The sequence below is a fragment of the Paenibacillus sp. N22P23 genome (assembly GCF_059383735.1).
Window position 1 is genome coordinate 75,911 of sequence record NZ_JBXENT010000011.1, and the last position, 16,097, is coordinate 92,007.

The window sequence follows — 16,097 nt, forward strand, 5'->3', positions numbered from 1 at the left end:
TAGCAGCATGCTATAATAAAAGAATTCTCTGCATTTTTTGTATTAAGTCGTAGCTATTGCATCTTACTTATACCTTAATTTTAGCACAGGGAATTGCGGGTTGTCAAATATTCTTTTGCTTCTCCAAATTATAGTTTAAAGGAGTGTGTTGAGAAGGATGATACACGCAAAGGATTGGGAGAAAGAACAAGAGCGGCTGGAACTGACGATGAGCAAGCTCAGTGAAGCAATCGCCCAGCTGGAGCCTAAGGTGGATCAACTGGGTCATCAAGCGGCGGACATTCGCAAGCGATTCTGGGAAGAAGTTACGGTGAACACGAGTACCCATGAAGATTTTGAAGAGACATTCTTCACGATTCAGCAGCAGGCAGCTGTGTTGTCCGAACGGGAGCGCAGCCACCGGCAGCTCCAGCAGAAATGGAATAGCGTGAAACGGCTGCTGCAATCTCCTTATTTCGGACGAATTGACTTTAAAGAGGCTGGTCAGGATTTGATCGAGCAGGTTTATATAGGTGTGTCCTCATTCGTTGAACCGGACGGTATGAGTTTCTTGGTGTATGACTGGCGGACACCAATTGCGAGTTTGTATTACGACTACTCCCCTGGCGAGGTTGCTTTTGAAACACCAGGAGGATCGATTACGGGGACGATGACGCAGAAGCGGCAATACCAGATTCGCGACGGGCGGATTCAGAACGTGTTCGACTCCAGCATAACGATCGGCGACGAATTGCTGCAGCAGGTGCTCGGCAAGGGCGCAGATACACAGATGAAGAGCATCGTGGCAACGATTCAAAAGGAGCAAAACGCCATCATCCGTGACGATACGAGCCGAATGCTTATTGTACAGGGAGCGGCCGGCAGCGGAAAGACTTCTGCGGCTCTGCAGCGGGTGGCGTACTTACTATATAAGCATCGCGATAAGCTTACGTCTGATCAGATTGTTCTCTTCTCGCCTAATCCGATGTTCAATAGTTATGTGTCTACGGTCCTTCCCGAACTGGGTGAGGAGAATATGCAGCAAACGACCTTCCAAGAATATCTGGACTATTGGCTTGGATCAAAATTTCAACTGGAGGATCCCTTCGACCAACTTGAGTACGTGCTAACCGACGATTCGACTCCGGGCTACGTATCCCGGCTAAGCGGTATTCAATATAAGTCGTCGGAAGCGTTCCTTCAAGCTCTTCACGGCTATGCGTTATGGCTGGGGCAGGAAGGCATGCGGTTTAACGGGATTCGATTCCGCGATCGGGATTTAATTACCGCTGATCAGATCAAATCGAAGTTTTACAGTTACGATACATCCATTCGCCTGACCAATCGCATTACTTTGCTGAAGGAATGGTTACTGAAAGAGCTGAACAAGCTGGAGAAAAAGGAGCAGGCTGCTTCGTGGGTTCAGGAGGAGCTGAACTATCTGGATAAGGAGCAGTATGCGGAGGCGTTTAGTGAGCTGCATAAGGATCGCGGTGTTTTTGATTTTGCCGAACAGTATGCTGAGGTTCAAGAATTCGTAACGAAAAAGCGTCGTGGAGATGAGGCAGATTTCAACTTCGCCGAACTAGAGGAAGAGCTGCTCTGTCGCATGGTCGTCAAAGAATCCTTCAAGCCCCTGCGGCGGGATGTAACCAGGATGTTGTTCATAGATGTGCAGGGGATATACACGCAATTATTCAGTGAGGATGCCGGCGAGTATCTTGAAATGACGGATACGGCCGACGTGCCCGAGCATTGGCCGCAAATCTGCGAGCAAACGAAGGAGAAGCTGAGTAAGAACGAGCTATTTTATGAGGATGCGACACCGTACCTGTATTTAAAAGAACTTATCGAAGGTTCTCGGGTGAACACGCTGGTTCGGTATATTTTCATTGACGAGGGTCAGGATTACTCGATGTTCCAATATCAGTTTCTCAAGAATCTGTTCCCTCGTGCTCGCATGACGGTGCTGGGTGATTTCGGTCAGGCTATTTTCACGCAGGCAACGAATTTGCATGAGGCCGAATCACCGCTGCTCAAGCTTTACGGCGATGCCGAAACGAGCCGAATCCTGTTGTTCCGCAGTTATCGTTCAACACGTGAAATTGTGGAGTTCACGAAGTCGATGCTGCCAGGCGGCGAGGGGATCGTGCCGTTCGAGAGGAGAGGAAAGAAGCCGCTTCTTATGCGGGCGGGCAGTGACGAGATGAGGACGATGCGAATAGCAGCGGATCTAGCGGATCTTCAGGCCGAGGACTTTGGATCCATCGCCATTATTACGAAGACAGCAGCCGAGAGCAGGGAAGCCTACGAGCGGCTTACATCTCATGGATGTCAGGGGCTGCAGCTTGTTACGAAGGAGACACCTGTCTTCGAGAAGGGGATTATGGTCATACCCTCCTACCTCGCTAAGGGCGTGGAATTCGACGTCGTGTTGATCTACGATGCTTCATCTTCAGTCTATCACCGGGAAAGCGAGCGGAAGCTCTTCTATACCGCATGTACGCGCGCCATGCACAGACTGCTGGTTTATGGGCTCGGCGAATGGACACCTTATATTCAGGCATTGGATGCCTCATTGTATGAGGTAGAATAGTAAGAATAACGCATGATTGCGGCTTCGGCACACACTGGAGGATCAACACGATACACTCGTGTACCTCTCTCGTGGTGCCGATTTTTTTTTTTGCTTACATCCAATGTTTTGAAATTTTACTTTCAAGCTAAACAATAGTGATGATCCTGCCGAAATAAATTCTAGAATAATTTACTAATTATTATTAAAAGGAGCGTTTAGCAAATGAAAAAGAAGATTTCGAAATGGTTGCTTCTTCCACTTGGGGTAAGCTTGCTTGTGCCAGGTGCAGCTGCTTATGCAGCAGACAACTCAGCACCAGCAGTAAAGACGTCGAAGGATTTTACGGATTTGGCGGGATTGGATGCAGCTCTCCAGGCTAAAATCGATGCGTTGTTGGCCAAAGGCGTATTTGAAGGCACCGGCAATGACAATTTTGGAATCAAGGAAAATATGACACGAGCACAATTCGCCAAAGTGTTAACTCTAATTTATGGTATCCCGGTCGACAACAGCACCAAGACTTCGTCCTTTAGTGACGTAGGTGGCGATAATGGTACTAACGGTTGGGCCATTGGCTACATTGAAGCGGCAAAAAAGGCCGGCATACTCAACGGTATGGGTGACGGTACCTTCGCGCCAGGTGACAATGCGACCATAGGGCAGTTAGCTACAGGTTTGGTGAAAGGTTTAGGGCAAACTGTAAACACAACCGGTACACCTTGGTACGCGGATGCCATTAGTAAAGCAGTGGCCAATAAGATCCTTCCGGAAGGAAGCGACGGAAAGAGCCTTGCTACCCGTGCTGATCTTGTAGTAGGCGCATATGGCGGACAACAAGCATACGAAGCCAAAAAAGCAGAAGAAGAAGCTAATAAGCCGACAACGCCACCGACGACAACACCGACATACCCAGGAGATACGACTGCACCAAGCATCAACGCAGCTACTGTTAACGGTAGGAACGTAACGGTAACCAGTGGAGCGAATGGTTCGATTGGCTTTAAGAGCAGTGCGTATCTGACAGGCGGAACGCTAAGCGTAAGTGAAGCTTCGACTTTGTCCATTACTGCAATTGAGGGAATCAATTTGGCGGACTATTCATCCTTATCGTTTACTCAATCCCTAACGGCCGGTTTGAACGCGCTCGACCTGATTAGCAAACTTGATGCGCTCGATCCCCAACATGACGGCGTATCCATGTCGCTGCTGAGTCAGTTGGACACAAACGAAAACGGGCTGGTAGTTAGCGGTACGCTTCGTGATTCTTCAGGCAACTCCCGTGCTGTTCAATTGACACTTCTAACTGATGATGTTGCGCCGAGCCTGACGGCAGCTACGGTTAACGGCAACGATGTGACTATTGCGAGCAACAATGGCAATATCACGGTAGGCGAAGCTTACCTGACTTTGGGAACGATCACGTCGGACGAAGACGCCACATTTACGGTCACTTCCGTGCAAAACGTGGACTTGTCGGATTATCCGTCGTTGTCCTTCACGCAGCAACTCACCGGAGGAACTGCTGCATCCTTGAATCTGATTCAGTTCCTTGGCAGCTTGGACCAACAAGGTGACGGTGTATCCGTCAGCTATTTGAAGCTTCTCGGCGACGATGCAGATCAACTGGTTGTATCGGGTACTTTGACAGACGCAGCAGGCAATGCCAGCGTAGTCACGCTTACGCTTAACTGGGACTAATAAGTACGTGTAGAAGTCAGGAGGAGATCTTCAAGGATCTCCTCCTTTTTATTTTCCGATAGAACTAAGCTTGTACCGAAACGCGGTAAGAGGTATATATAAGGTATTAACGCGATAAGGGGAGGGGAGTAGACGCTAATGACGATAATAGCTGCCATTCTGGTCGCGCTTGTCGCGGTGGAGCACATCTATATTTTAATATTAGAGATGTTCATGTGGACTACGCCTAGAGCGAGGAAGGTATTCGGTACTTCGAAGACGTTCGCGGAAGAGTCGAAGTCACTCGCAGCCAACCAGGGGTTGTACAATGGTTTCTTAGCGGCGGGGCTGTTCTGGGGATTGTTCCATCCCGAAGCCGCGGTTGGTCACCAAATTCAACTTTTCTTTCTCTGCTGCGTGCTCGTTGCCGCTGTCTACGGAGGCGTAACGGCAAAAAGATCCATTTTGATCGTACAAGGTCTGCCTGCAATTGTGGCACTGGCGTTCGTGTTGATGTCTTAAGTCCTCCTATCCATACGTTAAGCCGCTTCCCGCATAGGAAGCGGCTTTTTGGCGCAAATAAAACAAAGCCATTGACAAGCACCTCAAATTCCAACTATATTTACGGTACACTAGTTCAATAGTGCACTGGTTCGCGGTCTATAGGAGGGTCGGACATGCAACTTAATTTTGACAACCCGAAACCGATATATTTGCAAATGGTGGACGAGGTCAAGAAGGCGTTAGTCAGAGGTGAGTTAGCGCCGGGAGACAAGATCCCTTCCTTGAAGGAAAGGGCGCAGATGTCGCAGGTTAACCCAAATACGGTGCAAAGGGCGTATCAGGAGATGGAGCGGGAAGGATTGACGGAGACGTTACGCGGCCAAGGCACATTCATCAAGAACGACCCGGCTTTGCTGCTGAATATACGAGCGGAGATGGCGAACGCGGCGGTACGCCAATTTATTGAGGAGATGCGGGGGCTTGGCGTCGATCCGGGAGAGACGGAGCACTTGCTTCGCAAGCAATTATACGAGGGCAAGGAGGCTTAGAACATGGATGAACATTTCGACCAACCCTACATAGCAGAGTTACATGGCGTTCATAAACGATACTTGTTGAAACACGCGATTAACGGTATCGACCTTCAGATCCGCAAAGGAACGATCGTCGGCTTGCTGGGGCCAAACGGAAGCGGCAAATCGACGCTGCTCAAGATGATGGCGGGAATGATCTATCCGACGTCGGGCAATATTCTCGTAAACGGGAGAGAGCCGGGCGTGCTGAACAAAGCCCAGATCGCGTACTTGCCGGAGATCGACAATTTGTATGGTTGGATGACGGTGAAGGAAACGCTGCGGTTCATTTCCGGCTTCTATGACGATTGGAAGGCGGATAAAGCGGCGGATATGCTTGCGAAGATGGAGCTTGATATCGACCAGAAGGTGCGCAGCTTGTCCAAGGGAATGCGTGCAAGATTGAAGCTGATCGTTGCATTATCCCGCGATGTGCCGCTCGTCCTGCTTGATGAACCATTCTCGGGTATCGATCCGTCCTCACGCGCCAAGATCATCCGCTCGATCGCCAGCGAATTCGAATCTGCAGAGCAGACAATCATTTTGTCGACGCATTCCGTGAAAGAATCTGAGCCGATGTTCGATGACGTTATCTTCCTGCAAGGCGGACGAATCAAGCTGTACGACTCAGCGGAGAACCTGCGCGCCGAGTTCGGCTGCTCACTCGAGAACATATGGGAGAAGGTGTACGTGTAATGGCATTCCGCAATTTATTCCGCAAAGAGCTGAAGAGTGTCTGGCCGTTATACGGCGTCTTCTCCGTCGCGGTCCTTCTCATGGACCTCTTCCTCTTGTTCAAGAGAGGAATATGGGACGATAGCGTTCTGACGATGTTTTCGTTGTTACTCCCTTATATCTTCATTGCGGTGATCACGATCGGCGTGGGTTATTATCAGCTGCATTCGGAGTGGAGAACGAATTCGATTTACTTGCTGCTCTCGCTGCCGGTACGCGGATGGAAAGTCTTGGCGGCGAAGCTCGCGGCGGCCATAACGCTGTTGGTGGGCGTCATGCTGTGGATTGCAGCAAGCTTCTCGCTAACCCTGCTCATCGCCGAGTGGGATGAGTGGCAGCTCGTCTCCGATATAGTGAGCTTCAGGCCGGAGCTGTTTAACTTGATTCTGCACAGTTTCTGGCTCTACGTGTCCATTACGGTATTTGCGGTTGTTGTCGTGCAATTTGCATTCTTATGCGGACAGCTCGTGGCTCGATTGAAGTGGCTTGTCGTGCTGATTGCTTTCGTTACGGCGCTCTGGGCTACGCTCCGGGTAAGTCCGTTCTTGTCGGCGCTGCTAAGCTGGACGCCAGATATATGGATCGGCGGCGAAGGCACGGATGGCGCGTTCTTGCAGTCCGGACCGTTTATCGTTATGGCGCTCATTATCGTCGGATTAACGTGGTTGAACGGCTATATTTTCGAACGGGAAGTGGAGGTATGAAGATGACGCCGCGCTCCAAGAGAGCGATTCTTCTTTCCGTGGTTTTTGTCCTATTTATTATGATGATCATGGATATCGGGATTGGCAAAGAGGAGCCTTTCAAACGCTTCAGCGAACAATTCGCTAACGAGGAGCGAACACAAGCACATGAGCAAGCTGGCCGTGACGTGACAAGGACGGACGAGCGGCAGCTAGAGATTGCTGGAACAGAGTCAGGGCTTCGGGAACTTCAGCTCGCTGGCGCGGGTGGTCCGATTACGGTGCAGCGGGCAGCCGGCGACACCGTAAGTTTACAATACGCGGTCACGGTGTTCGCGCCGGACGCAGAGACAGCTGATCAAATGAACGAAGCAGTCACAATCGAGCAGCATAACGAGGATGGTAAGGTCACATTGGTCGCGACGGCCGGCGGGAAAGCCCTCGATAACGGTGATTACGATATCGCCTACTCGCTGCTCGTTCCGGATGGTGTCAAGCTTCGGCTCGACGTCGACTACGAATCCATTCGGCTCGAAGGCATTCATGGAGATGCTGAATTGACCTCAAACGTCGGTTTGGTAGAAATGGTTCAGGTTACCGGCAATTTAACCGTTAACGGCTCTCATGGCAGTGTCTACGCGGCTGACATCGACGGGAATATCACGATGAACAACCAATCGGGCACCGCAACGATTGAGGATGTTCAAGGCATGGTTTCGATTGACAGCATATCGGGAACGCAGTTTATCCGCCGCGTCCAAGGAGCGGTAAACGGAACAACCGAAGGCAGCTCCATGAACGTAAGTGATGTCTCCGGAAACGTTAATCTGAGCGGGGAGAACGGGGATATTCGGATGGACGGCATTCGCGGTGACATCAAAGTGGCATCACGGTCCGGAAATACGGATTTGATTCTGCCGAAGGATGGCGGATTCAGCTTCAACGTCGTGGTGAACGGCGGCAGTATCCAGACCAGGCTGCCGCTTGTAAGCGAGAACCCGGATAAGGACAACAGAACGAGTTTACAAGGTACGACCGGTACCGGCCAATGGAAAGTCGACATTACGTCGAGTAACGGAGATGTTATTATTCATACCCCAATAGAGGAGGCACAACCATGAGCAACACGCCAGTCGTAAGCTTACGTAATGTGACCAAGAAGGTCGGCAAAACAACGATTATCGATAATCTGACGTTCGACGTGCCCAAAGGCGAAATTTTCGGTTTTCTCGGTCCGAACGGAGCTGGTAAAACGACAACGATTCGCATGATGGTCGGCTTGATGTCGATTACCAAAGGCGAAGTTCTAATCCAAGGCCATAACATTAAGAACGAATTCGAAAAGGCTATCCGCCACGTCGGTGCAATCGTCGAGAATCCGGAAATGTACAAATTTCTGAGCGGCTATCGTAATTTGGTCCATTACGCACGTATGGTTCCGGGCGTGACAAAGGAAAGAATCGACGAAGTGGTCAAGCTGGTTAGGCTGGAAGACCGCATTCACGATAAGGTGAAAAAGTATTCCCTCGGTATGCGCCAACGGCTGGGCGTCGCGCAAGCCATGCTGCACAATCCTTCGCTCCTTATCTTGGATGAACCGACGAACGGTCTTGACCCGGCGGGAATTCGCGAGCTGCGCGACTACCTGAGGTACTTGACTCGGACGGAAGGAATTACGGTTATCGTATCCAGCCATTTGCTCACCGAGATGGAGCTGATGTGCGACCGCGTGGCGATTTTGCAGAAGGGTAAGCTGATGGACATCAAACCGATTCAAGAGTTTATCGGATCGGATGAACACGGCAAGTCCTATCTCATTGAAGCTGACTTTAACGACGCAGCGCTCGAGGCAATTAAGCAGATGGAAGGCATCATAGAAGTGAAGCTTGTAGAGGGAGGCGCAGAAATCGTGACCGGACGGGAACGAATCCCGCGCATTCTGTCTTACTTATTGAGCAATGGGATCGATGTTTATGGCGCTCATCCAATCAAGGTGTCGCTCGAAGATCGGTTCTTGGAAATGACGGGAGGCGAGCAGGTTTGATTAACTTAATTCAGAACGAAAACATGAAAGTATACCGCCGCTGGCGGACTTGGATCATGGTCGGTGTCATGATAGCGATCGTGTTTATCGGCAGCTTCGTGGATTGGTATTACGACAAAGACGCCGCTTCCGAGACATGGCAGAAGCAAGTCGAGCAGCAGAAGGACACCATGGTGAAAGAATTGGCCGATCCGAAAACAGACGAGGGATCGAAGAACTATTATGAAGAGCAAATTGCACTTATCGATTATCGGTTGGAGCATGATATTAGACCGCAGGGCGGCACAATGTGGAGCGGAATTAACGGTTCCGCGACATTAGTTATCTTGATTACGCTGTTCACGGTCATCATTGCCGGAGATAGCTTGGCCGGTGAATTCTCGACAGGGACAATCAAACTGCTCCTTATTCGTCCCGCAAATCGGCTCAAGATTCTCATTTCCAAGTATGTATCCATGATTCTGTTCGGCATCTTGTTGTTAATCGTGCTGTTCGTAGTATCCGTGTTGATTAACGGTTTGCTGTATCAGTTCGGCGATATGAACTTGCCGCTGGTCGGAATGGATTCGAACGGGGACATTTTCGAGCGGAACATGGTTGTTAACTTGTGGAAAACCTATCTGCTAAACGGCGTATCCACCGTGATGTATGTCACGATCGCGTTCATGATTTCGTCGGCGTTCCGCAGCAGCGCGATGGCAATCGGGTCCTCGATCTTCTTATTGTTCGCGGGAACCATATTGTCGGAGCTTATTCAGCGTTACGATTGGGCGAAGTACGTGCTGTTTGCCAACCTCAATCTTGCACAGTATCTGGAGGGGCAGCCGTACCAGGAAGGAATGACGCTTTCCTTCTCCATTACGATGCTGGTCATTTACTTTATCGTGTTCAACCTGGTTTCTTGGCTTGCGTTTACGCGCAGGGACGTAGCAGCATAAATTGGTCCATAACCTGCACCACAAATTAGCTTAACATGCAAAAAGCTTTCAATCCGCCAAATGCTGGCGGGTGAAAGCTTTTTTATTTTGGCACATTCCCCCCAAAACCTAACGTTTGTTGACTGCGGTCTTATGTTTGTTGTCTAGAATGAGGCCTGCAACTTTCTATACAATGACATCAGTAAGTATGAAAGCGCGTACACGCTGAACATGAACAAACGGAAGGAGTGGCTAACATGGACACGAAGAGCGGGCGTAAACGCTTACGAACAAGGTGGCGCACGCAGGATACCGAACTGACGTTTCTGGCCCTGCCGACGACCATTTGGTATATCTTGTTTTGTTTCTTGCCGATGTTCGGTCTCATTATTGCCTTTAAAGATTTCAAGATACACGGTGGCTTTCTAAGCAACGTCATTAACAGCGATTGGTCCGGTTTCAAAAACTTTGAGTTTCTGTTTAAGTCGAACGATGCTTGGGTCGTGATGCGCAATACGCTGGGATACAATTTGATTTTCATCGTCCTGAGCATTGCAGTACCCGTCACGTTGGCGCTGATGATCGGTCAACTGCACAGCAGTAAGGCCGGCAAAATCTATCAAACGTTAATGTTCTTGCCTTATTTCTTATCCTGGGTCGTTGTGTCCGCCATTGTTTGGGCGTTTCTAAGCTTCGATAAAGGGATCGCCAATCAGTTCCTGGCAGACCTCGGCAAGGATCCGGTGAACTGGTATATGGAGCCTAAATATTGGCCGTACTTTCTGGTTTTCATGAATGTATGGAAGGGATTGGGCTACGGCATGGTTGTCTATTTGGCGACGATCACCGGCATCGACAGCACGTATTACGAGGCCGCCGTCATCGATGGCGCTTCCAAATGGCAGCAAGCGCGATTTATTACATTGCCGCTTATGAAGCTTGTCATCGTAATGATGTTCATCCTGGCTGTAGGGCGAATCTTTTACACGGATTTCGGTTTGTTCTTCCAGGTGCCAAGGGATTCTAACTCGCTCTTCAGTGTAGCGACTACCATCGACGTTCTCGTCTATAAGCAGCTGAAGACCGCTACGGTAGGTATGGCTTCTGCTTCCGCTTTCGTACAATCCGTGATGGGTTGTGTGACCATTCTGATTGCCAACTGGGTCGTTCGTCGTGTAGACCGAGAGAGCGCAATGATGTAAAGGAGGAAGCGGGAAATGAAAACGAAGGCGAAGTATGAATCAGGTCTCGATAAATTCAACCGGATTGGGACCACGACAAATGTAAGTTTCCATTTGATTTTTATTGTATTGGCGTTGGTTTGCCTCGTGCCTGTCCTGGTGGTGCTGTCCGTATCGCTAGCCAGCGAGGATTCCATCCGCAACGATGGTTATCATCTCTTTCCGACCGCTTTTTCCGGAGAGGCTTATCACTATATTGCGAAACAAGGGAAAATGATCAGTCAGGCGCTCGGCATCTCCGTGCTCGTTACTGTCGTCGGCACTGTGCTTGGCGTGATGCTTACGACTTCAATGGGGTATGTCCTTTCCAGACCGAATTACAAGCTTAATGGGCTGCTGACATGGATCGTATTCATCCCAATGGTGTTCAACGGAGGTTTGGTATCCAGCTACTATATCAATTCGAATTTGCTGGGACTGAAAGATACGGTGTGGGCGCTCATTCTGCCGCTGGCCGTCTCCTCCTTCAATGTCATCATTTGCAAAACCTTCTTCAGAAGCACCATTCCGGATGCTCTGATCGAATCCGCCGAAATCGACGGCGCGAGCCAGCTGCGCATCTTCTTCTCGATCGTACTGCCGATTTCGCTGCCGGTACTGGCCACCATCGGATTGTTCCTATGCTTTTCCTATTGGAACGATTGGTTCCAATCCATGTTGTACATCAACGACCAGAACTTGTACTCGCTGCAGGCGCTGCTGAACAGCTTGATGAGTAACGTGGACGCCTTGGCGAAGAATGCTTCCAGCATGGGCATCAGCTATGCGGAGCTTGTCGCCACCATGCCTAAGGAATCCGCACGTATGGCTGTGGCCATCGTCATTGTGGTCCCCGTCGCCGTTGCCTACCCGTTCTTCCAGAAATATTTTATTTCCGGCCTGACGGTCGGCGCTGTGAAAGGTTAACCAACCCGAAATAAACCTGGATTAGTCCGGTTTATGATAGCTGCCGCCTAATACAGACGGTGGAACAAAGATCGTAATTAAAGGGAGGAAATATTTGTATGAAAAAGACAAAGAAGCAACTGCTTGCCATCGGTGCTGCGGCACTCCTGACAACAACCGCTCTTGCGGGCTGCGGTAATTCGAACTCCAATTCCGAATCAAGTTCCAACACAACTAATAACACACAGACAGAAGCGAACAAGCCGGCAGAATCGGGCGAAGTGCCTACGCTGGTATGGTGGACGATTGGCGGCCAAACGCCTGCCAACTTCGACAAAGCCATCGCAGCGATGAACGAATACACGGCCGAGAAGATCGGCGTGAAAGTGGACATTAAGGTAGCAAGCTGGGGCGACTGGGACACGAAGATCAATACCATCGTGAACACCGGCGAACCTTTTGACATCATGTTCACGAACAACAGCAAGTACAGTCAGCAAGTTAACTTGGGCGCTTTTGCCGATCTGACCGACTCCGTCCAAAGCGATTCGCCGGATCTCTACAAGCTCATCCCTGAGAAGGTTTGGGATGGAACGAAGATCGGTGGGAAAGTGTATGCCGTGCCGACTTACAAGGACTCTTCTTTGACTCAATATTGGGTGTTCGACAATAAGTACGTTCAGAAATATAACATCGACGGCGCCAGCATCAAGACGTTGAAAGATCTCGACAAACCTTTCCATGACATGAAGGCCGGTGAAGGCAAAAGCTTCTACCCGCTATCGCTCACGCAAGGCGACGGATTTAACGGATTCTTCAACGGCTATGACGATATGACGCTTGGTCTGCCGCCAATCGGCGTTAAAGTCGACGATGCTTCCCGCAAAGTGGTCTCCGTGCTCGAGCAGCCGGACGTCATGGATGGTCTGAAGCTGCTGCACCAATGGTACAAAGACGGCATTGTCAATCCGGATGCACCGACGAAGACTGAAGCGGACAAGGCCCGCCCATTCTTCGCGGCGCAGGCATTCCCAGGTGCGGAAACGGGCTGGCAGATCACGGAGGGCGTTGAGAAGTACGACATGTTCCAAATCTTTGGCCCGATTTACACAACAAGCACGATTCAAGGTTCCTTGAACGCGATCTCGGCCAACTCGAAATATAAGACAGAAGCTCTGAAATACCTGCAATTGGTGAATACAGATCCGAAGCTGCGTAACATGCTGGCATTCGGTGAGCTGGGCGTCGACTACGACAACGTGGATGGCGAGAAAGTGGTTGAGCGCAAAACAGATACATGGCCGCTGGCTGCTTATACGCAAGGTACGTTCTTTGACCTGGCTGTAACGAAAGGCGCTCCGGTCGATCAGTGGGATCAAGTGCGCAAGCTGAACGATCAAGCAACTTCGTCCACGAACTTGGGCTTTGCTTTGGACATCAGCAAGCTGGGTACTGAAGTGTCCAATACGAAAGCAGTTTGGGACAAATATCGCTATGAGCTGATGACTGGTGCTTCTGATCCGGTAACGATGGTACCGAAGATCGTTGCGGAATTGAAAGCTGCCGGCATGGATGCCATTACAGCTGCTGCTCAAGAGCAAATCGATAGCTATTTCAAATAAGTTACTGCAAGTCATGGAGTAAAAGGCATACAGAAAACCCGAACGGAGATAGCCGTTCGGGTTTTCTGGCACGAAATACCTGATTGCTTTTCAAGGCAACAACGTTATAAGGTTGAGAGTGGGTACGACAAAAGCCTTACTGCAAAGGAGACGCCGCATGCTTTCATTTATGCAAATTAAGATCTATCGCGGCAAATTCATTGCATATGCGGTATTTGTGGTGTTCATCGGCTTGACGATCGGCGCACTCACTTGCGCAGTACTGCTGAGTCAATGGGTGGGAAATGCTCGAAATGAAGCGGGCGGCGCGTTCACTCGGGTGGAAAATACCCTTCAATATGATGCCGACCGAATCGAAGCTTTCATGCAGCGGGTCTATTCGAACAGCGGACTGGTATCGGATGTGCGCAGCTTCTTAGGAAATACCGCAGAAGGTTATCTGACGAGCAGGCTGGAGAACAGCCATTATAATCGACCGCTCGTCTCCTTTCCTGAAGACATCAAATCCTTTCTGAGCAATGGGGGAAAGGGAGACATCACTCAAATCAGCCTTCATACCGCACTTGAGGGCAATGTGGTGAGCTTCGACAGCAACGGGAATACAAGCTTTCAGTTCCGTCTGCGGAATACGGATCCCATGTTCCACGAGACGATTCAGAAAGGTTTCGTCTACCATAAGAAGCTTTCCGATCCGAACCAGATCGCTCGCCAGTTGGGCGAATTCCGATTCCTGGTCAGCAGCGACCGGATATTTAAGACGGTGCAAAATTACCACCTGAGTGAAGCTGCGGCAGTCAGCGCTTCCGGAGACATCTACCAGATCGCCGGCAGCGGCAGTAACACGGACGAGCTCGTTCGCAGGGTAGTGGCGGACGGACGCAGTCATGGTTTTCTAAAGACGGGCTTTGCGGATGCTGTGTATTTTGTGACATTCAACTCCACGGAGTTTGATTATCGGTTTGTCAGCATCTTGGATATGGCCCCGCTGATTCGTCAGAAAGCGAGCGTACTGCTCCTTGTTTTTCTGATTGTACTGGTTGCGATGATCAGCGTTCTGCTTCTGATCGTTTACAATCTGCGTGAGGACGCGAACTTCCTGCGGCGGATTATCCTTTCCATCGGACGCGCCAAGACGGCGGATTTTACGCTGGTTAACCCGGCCCGCTACCGAAGGAACGAATACGGCATGATTGCGCGAGAGCTGGACGATATGATCCATCAGCTCGATCGACATATCCAAACCAATTATCTGCTCAAGCTTAAGCAGCAAGAAACTGAAATGAAAGCGCTTCAGCATCAAATCAATCCGCATTTCTTATATAATACGCTCGAGGTTATCCGCTCCTCCGCGCTGATGAACCGTGCCGACTATACTTCCGATGCTATCGCCACTTTAGGGGCGCTGTACCGGGACATCGTGAAGAACGAGAACATCATTCCACTCGGCAGCGAGCTAAACTTGCTTCAGAAGTATTTGAAAATCATGGAATTTAAATATCCGGAACGATTTTATTATCAGCTTAATGTGGAACCGCCGCTGTTATCCTTACCTACCGTGAAGTTCTGGCTGCAGCCGCTGGCGGAAAACTTCTTCATCCATGGCTTCAACCCCGAGAGCGAGTTCAACCTGCTGATCGTGAACGGCTGGGAGGAAGAAGATCGTTTCGTGCTGGAGATCATGGACAACGGCAACAAGATTCCCGAGGAGCGTTTGATCGAAATCAGGAACAAGCTCGCCAGAGGTGACGAAGCGGAGGCGGACCATATTGGCTTACGTAACGTGTATACAAGATTGCACTTCTTCTATGGGGTCGGTTTCTCGATGACAATCGACAACAACGAGGAAGCTGGCGTTAAAATAAGTGTATTCCTATCCAAGGAGGCTACTTTCGATGTACAAGCTACTGATCGTAGATGACGAGCCGCAGATTCTGGAGGGCGTGAAACGAACGCTGGATTGGGAGAAGTATGGCTTTGGCCAAATAGAGACAAGCGAAACGTATGAAGGTGCAATCTCGAAGGCGGTGGATTTCTTACCTGACCTGGCTATTTTCGATGTGTGCATCGGCAAACAGCGCGGGTATGACGCCATCCACAAGCTGAATGAACTGCGTCTTCCTTCCAAATATATTATGATGAGCGGCTATGGCGAATTTCAGTATGCACTGGAGGCCATCCGCTGTGGCGCGAAAGACTACCTGCTCAAGCCCGTCGACCGTACGAAGCTTCAGCAATTGGTCGAGAAGATTATTGTAGAGGACCTGCATGGAACGATCGAAGGATCGGATCGCGACGATCTGGACATCGACCCCGTGCTCGGCGTGCGCTATGATAGCTTGTCCAAGCTGACTAATCGTATCCTGTTGATCGTCAAGGCGGAGTATGCGCAGAACCTAAATTTGAAATCGGTTGCAGAACGGTTTCGCATGAATGGCACGTATCTCGGGCAGCTGTTTCTTAAGGAGACGCATAAGAAGTTCTCGGAATATCTGATGGCCTATCGGATGCTTCGTGCCCAGGAGCGTATTCAGTCAACGGACGAGAAAATTGTCAGCATCGCGCTTTCTGTCGGATATCCGAACCTGAACTATTTCTACTCCCATTTTCACGCTTATTTCGACAAATCTCCATCGGATTTGCGCAGAAAGGAATAGTGCCGC

14 protein-coding genes are annotated in these 16,097 nt (G+C 50.0%); all 14 read left to right on the top strand.

The genetic code is table 11. The features are described from left to right. Window positions 1-157 precede the first annotated feature (157 nt). The 14 genes from helD to AC506A_RS27600 all read left to right on the top strand — a co-directional run bounded on the left by helD (window position 158) and on the right by AC506A_RS27600 (window position 16,091). The gene (helD, locus tag AC506A_RS27535) at window positions 158-2,575 is read left to right on the top strand and encodes an RNA polymerase recycling motor HelD (RefSeq protein WP_495464204.1); all 2,418 of its coding nucleotides are present in this window, start codon (window positions 158-160) and stop codon (window positions 2,573-2,575) included. Between the two features lie 204 nt (window positions 2,576-2,779). Beyond that, window positions 2,780-4,255 (top strand): S-layer homology domain-containing protein, encoded by a 1,476-nt coding sequence (locus AC506A_RS27540; protein WP_495464205.1) that lies wholly within the window; start codon window positions 2,780-2,782, stop codon window positions 4,253-4,255. A gap of 138 nt (window positions 4,256-4,393) precedes the next feature. After that, a complete protein-coding gene (locus AC506A_RS27545; protein ID WP_495464206.1) occupies window positions 4,394-4,756 on the top strand; it encodes a DUF1304 domain-containing protein in 363 nt (120 codons plus the stop codon). Between the two features lie 155 nt (window positions 4,757-4,911). Beyond that, window positions 4,912-5,286: a GntR family transcriptional regulator gene (locus AC506A_RS27550; RefSeq protein ID WP_495464207.1), complete on the top strand. Its 375-nt coding sequence runs from the start codon at window positions 4,912-4,914 to the stop codon at window positions 5,284-5,286. Window positions 5,287-5,289: 3 nt separating this feature from the next. Next, on the top strand, window positions 5,290-6,006 hold the full coding sequence (locus AC506A_RS27555; protein ID WP_495464208.1) for an ABC transporter ATP-binding protein: 717 nt from the start codon (window positions 5,290-5,292) through the stop codon (window positions 6,004-6,006). Continuing rightward, complete coding sequence (locus AC506A_RS27560) at window positions 6,006-6,749, top strand: hypothetical protein (protein ID WP_495464209.1); 744 nt, start codon at window positions 6,006-6,008, stop codon at window positions 6,747-6,749. Before AC506A_RS27555 ends, AC506A_RS27560 begins: the two co-directional genes overlap by 1 nt. Next, window positions 6,746-7,849, top strand: coding sequence for a DUF4097 family beta strand repeat-containing protein (locus AC506A_RS27565; RefSeq protein ID WP_495464210.1), 1,104 nt, complete (start codon window positions 6,746-6,748; stop codon window positions 7,847-7,849). Before AC506A_RS27560 ends, AC506A_RS27565 begins: the two co-directional genes overlap by 4 nt. Next, complete coding sequence (locus AC506A_RS27570) at window positions 7,846-8,772, top strand: ABC transporter ATP-binding protein (RefSeq protein ID WP_495464211.1); 927 nt, start codon at window positions 7,846-7,848, stop codon at window positions 8,770-8,772. The genes AC506A_RS27565 and AC506A_RS27570 overlap by 4 nt, the downstream gene beginning before the upstream one ends. Beyond that, entirely contained in the window at window positions 8,769-9,710 is a 942-nt protein-coding gene (locus tag AC506A_RS27575; protein ID WP_495464212.1) for an ABC transporter permease, read from the top strand. The genes AC506A_RS27570 and AC506A_RS27575 overlap by 4 nt, the downstream gene beginning before the upstream one ends. A 236-nt stretch (window positions 9,711-9,946) precedes the next feature. Further along, window positions 9,947-10,891 (top strand): ABC transporter permease, encoded by a 945-nt coding sequence (locus tag AC506A_RS27580; RefSeq protein WP_495464213.1) that lies wholly within the window; start codon window positions 9,947-9,949, stop codon window positions 10,889-10,891. A gap of 15 nt (window positions 10,892-10,906) precedes the next feature. Next, a complete protein-coding gene (locus AC506A_RS27585; RefSeq protein ID WP_495464214.1) occupies window positions 10,907-11,836 on the top strand; it encodes a carbohydrate ABC transporter permease in 930 nt (309 codons plus the stop codon). Window positions 11,837-11,934: 98 nt separating this feature from the next. Next, window positions 11,935-13,437, top strand: coding sequence for an ABC transporter substrate-binding protein (locus AC506A_RS27590; RefSeq protein WP_495464215.1), 1,503 nt, complete (start codon window positions 11,935-11,937; stop codon window positions 13,435-13,437). Window positions 13,438-13,594: 157 nt separating this feature from the next. After that, the gene (locus tag AC506A_RS27595) at window positions 13,595-15,355 is read left to right on the top strand and encodes a sensor histidine kinase (protein ID WP_495464216.1); all 1,761 of its coding nucleotides are present in this window, start codon (window positions 13,595-13,597) and stop codon (window positions 15,353-15,355) included. Next, window positions 15,330-16,091, top strand: coding sequence for a response regulator transcription factor (locus AC506A_RS27600; protein WP_495464217.1), 762 nt, complete (start codon window positions 15,330-15,332; stop codon window positions 16,089-16,091). The genes AC506A_RS27595 and AC506A_RS27600 overlap by 26 nt, the downstream gene beginning before the upstream one ends. Window positions 16,092-16,097: the final 6 nt, after the last annotated feature.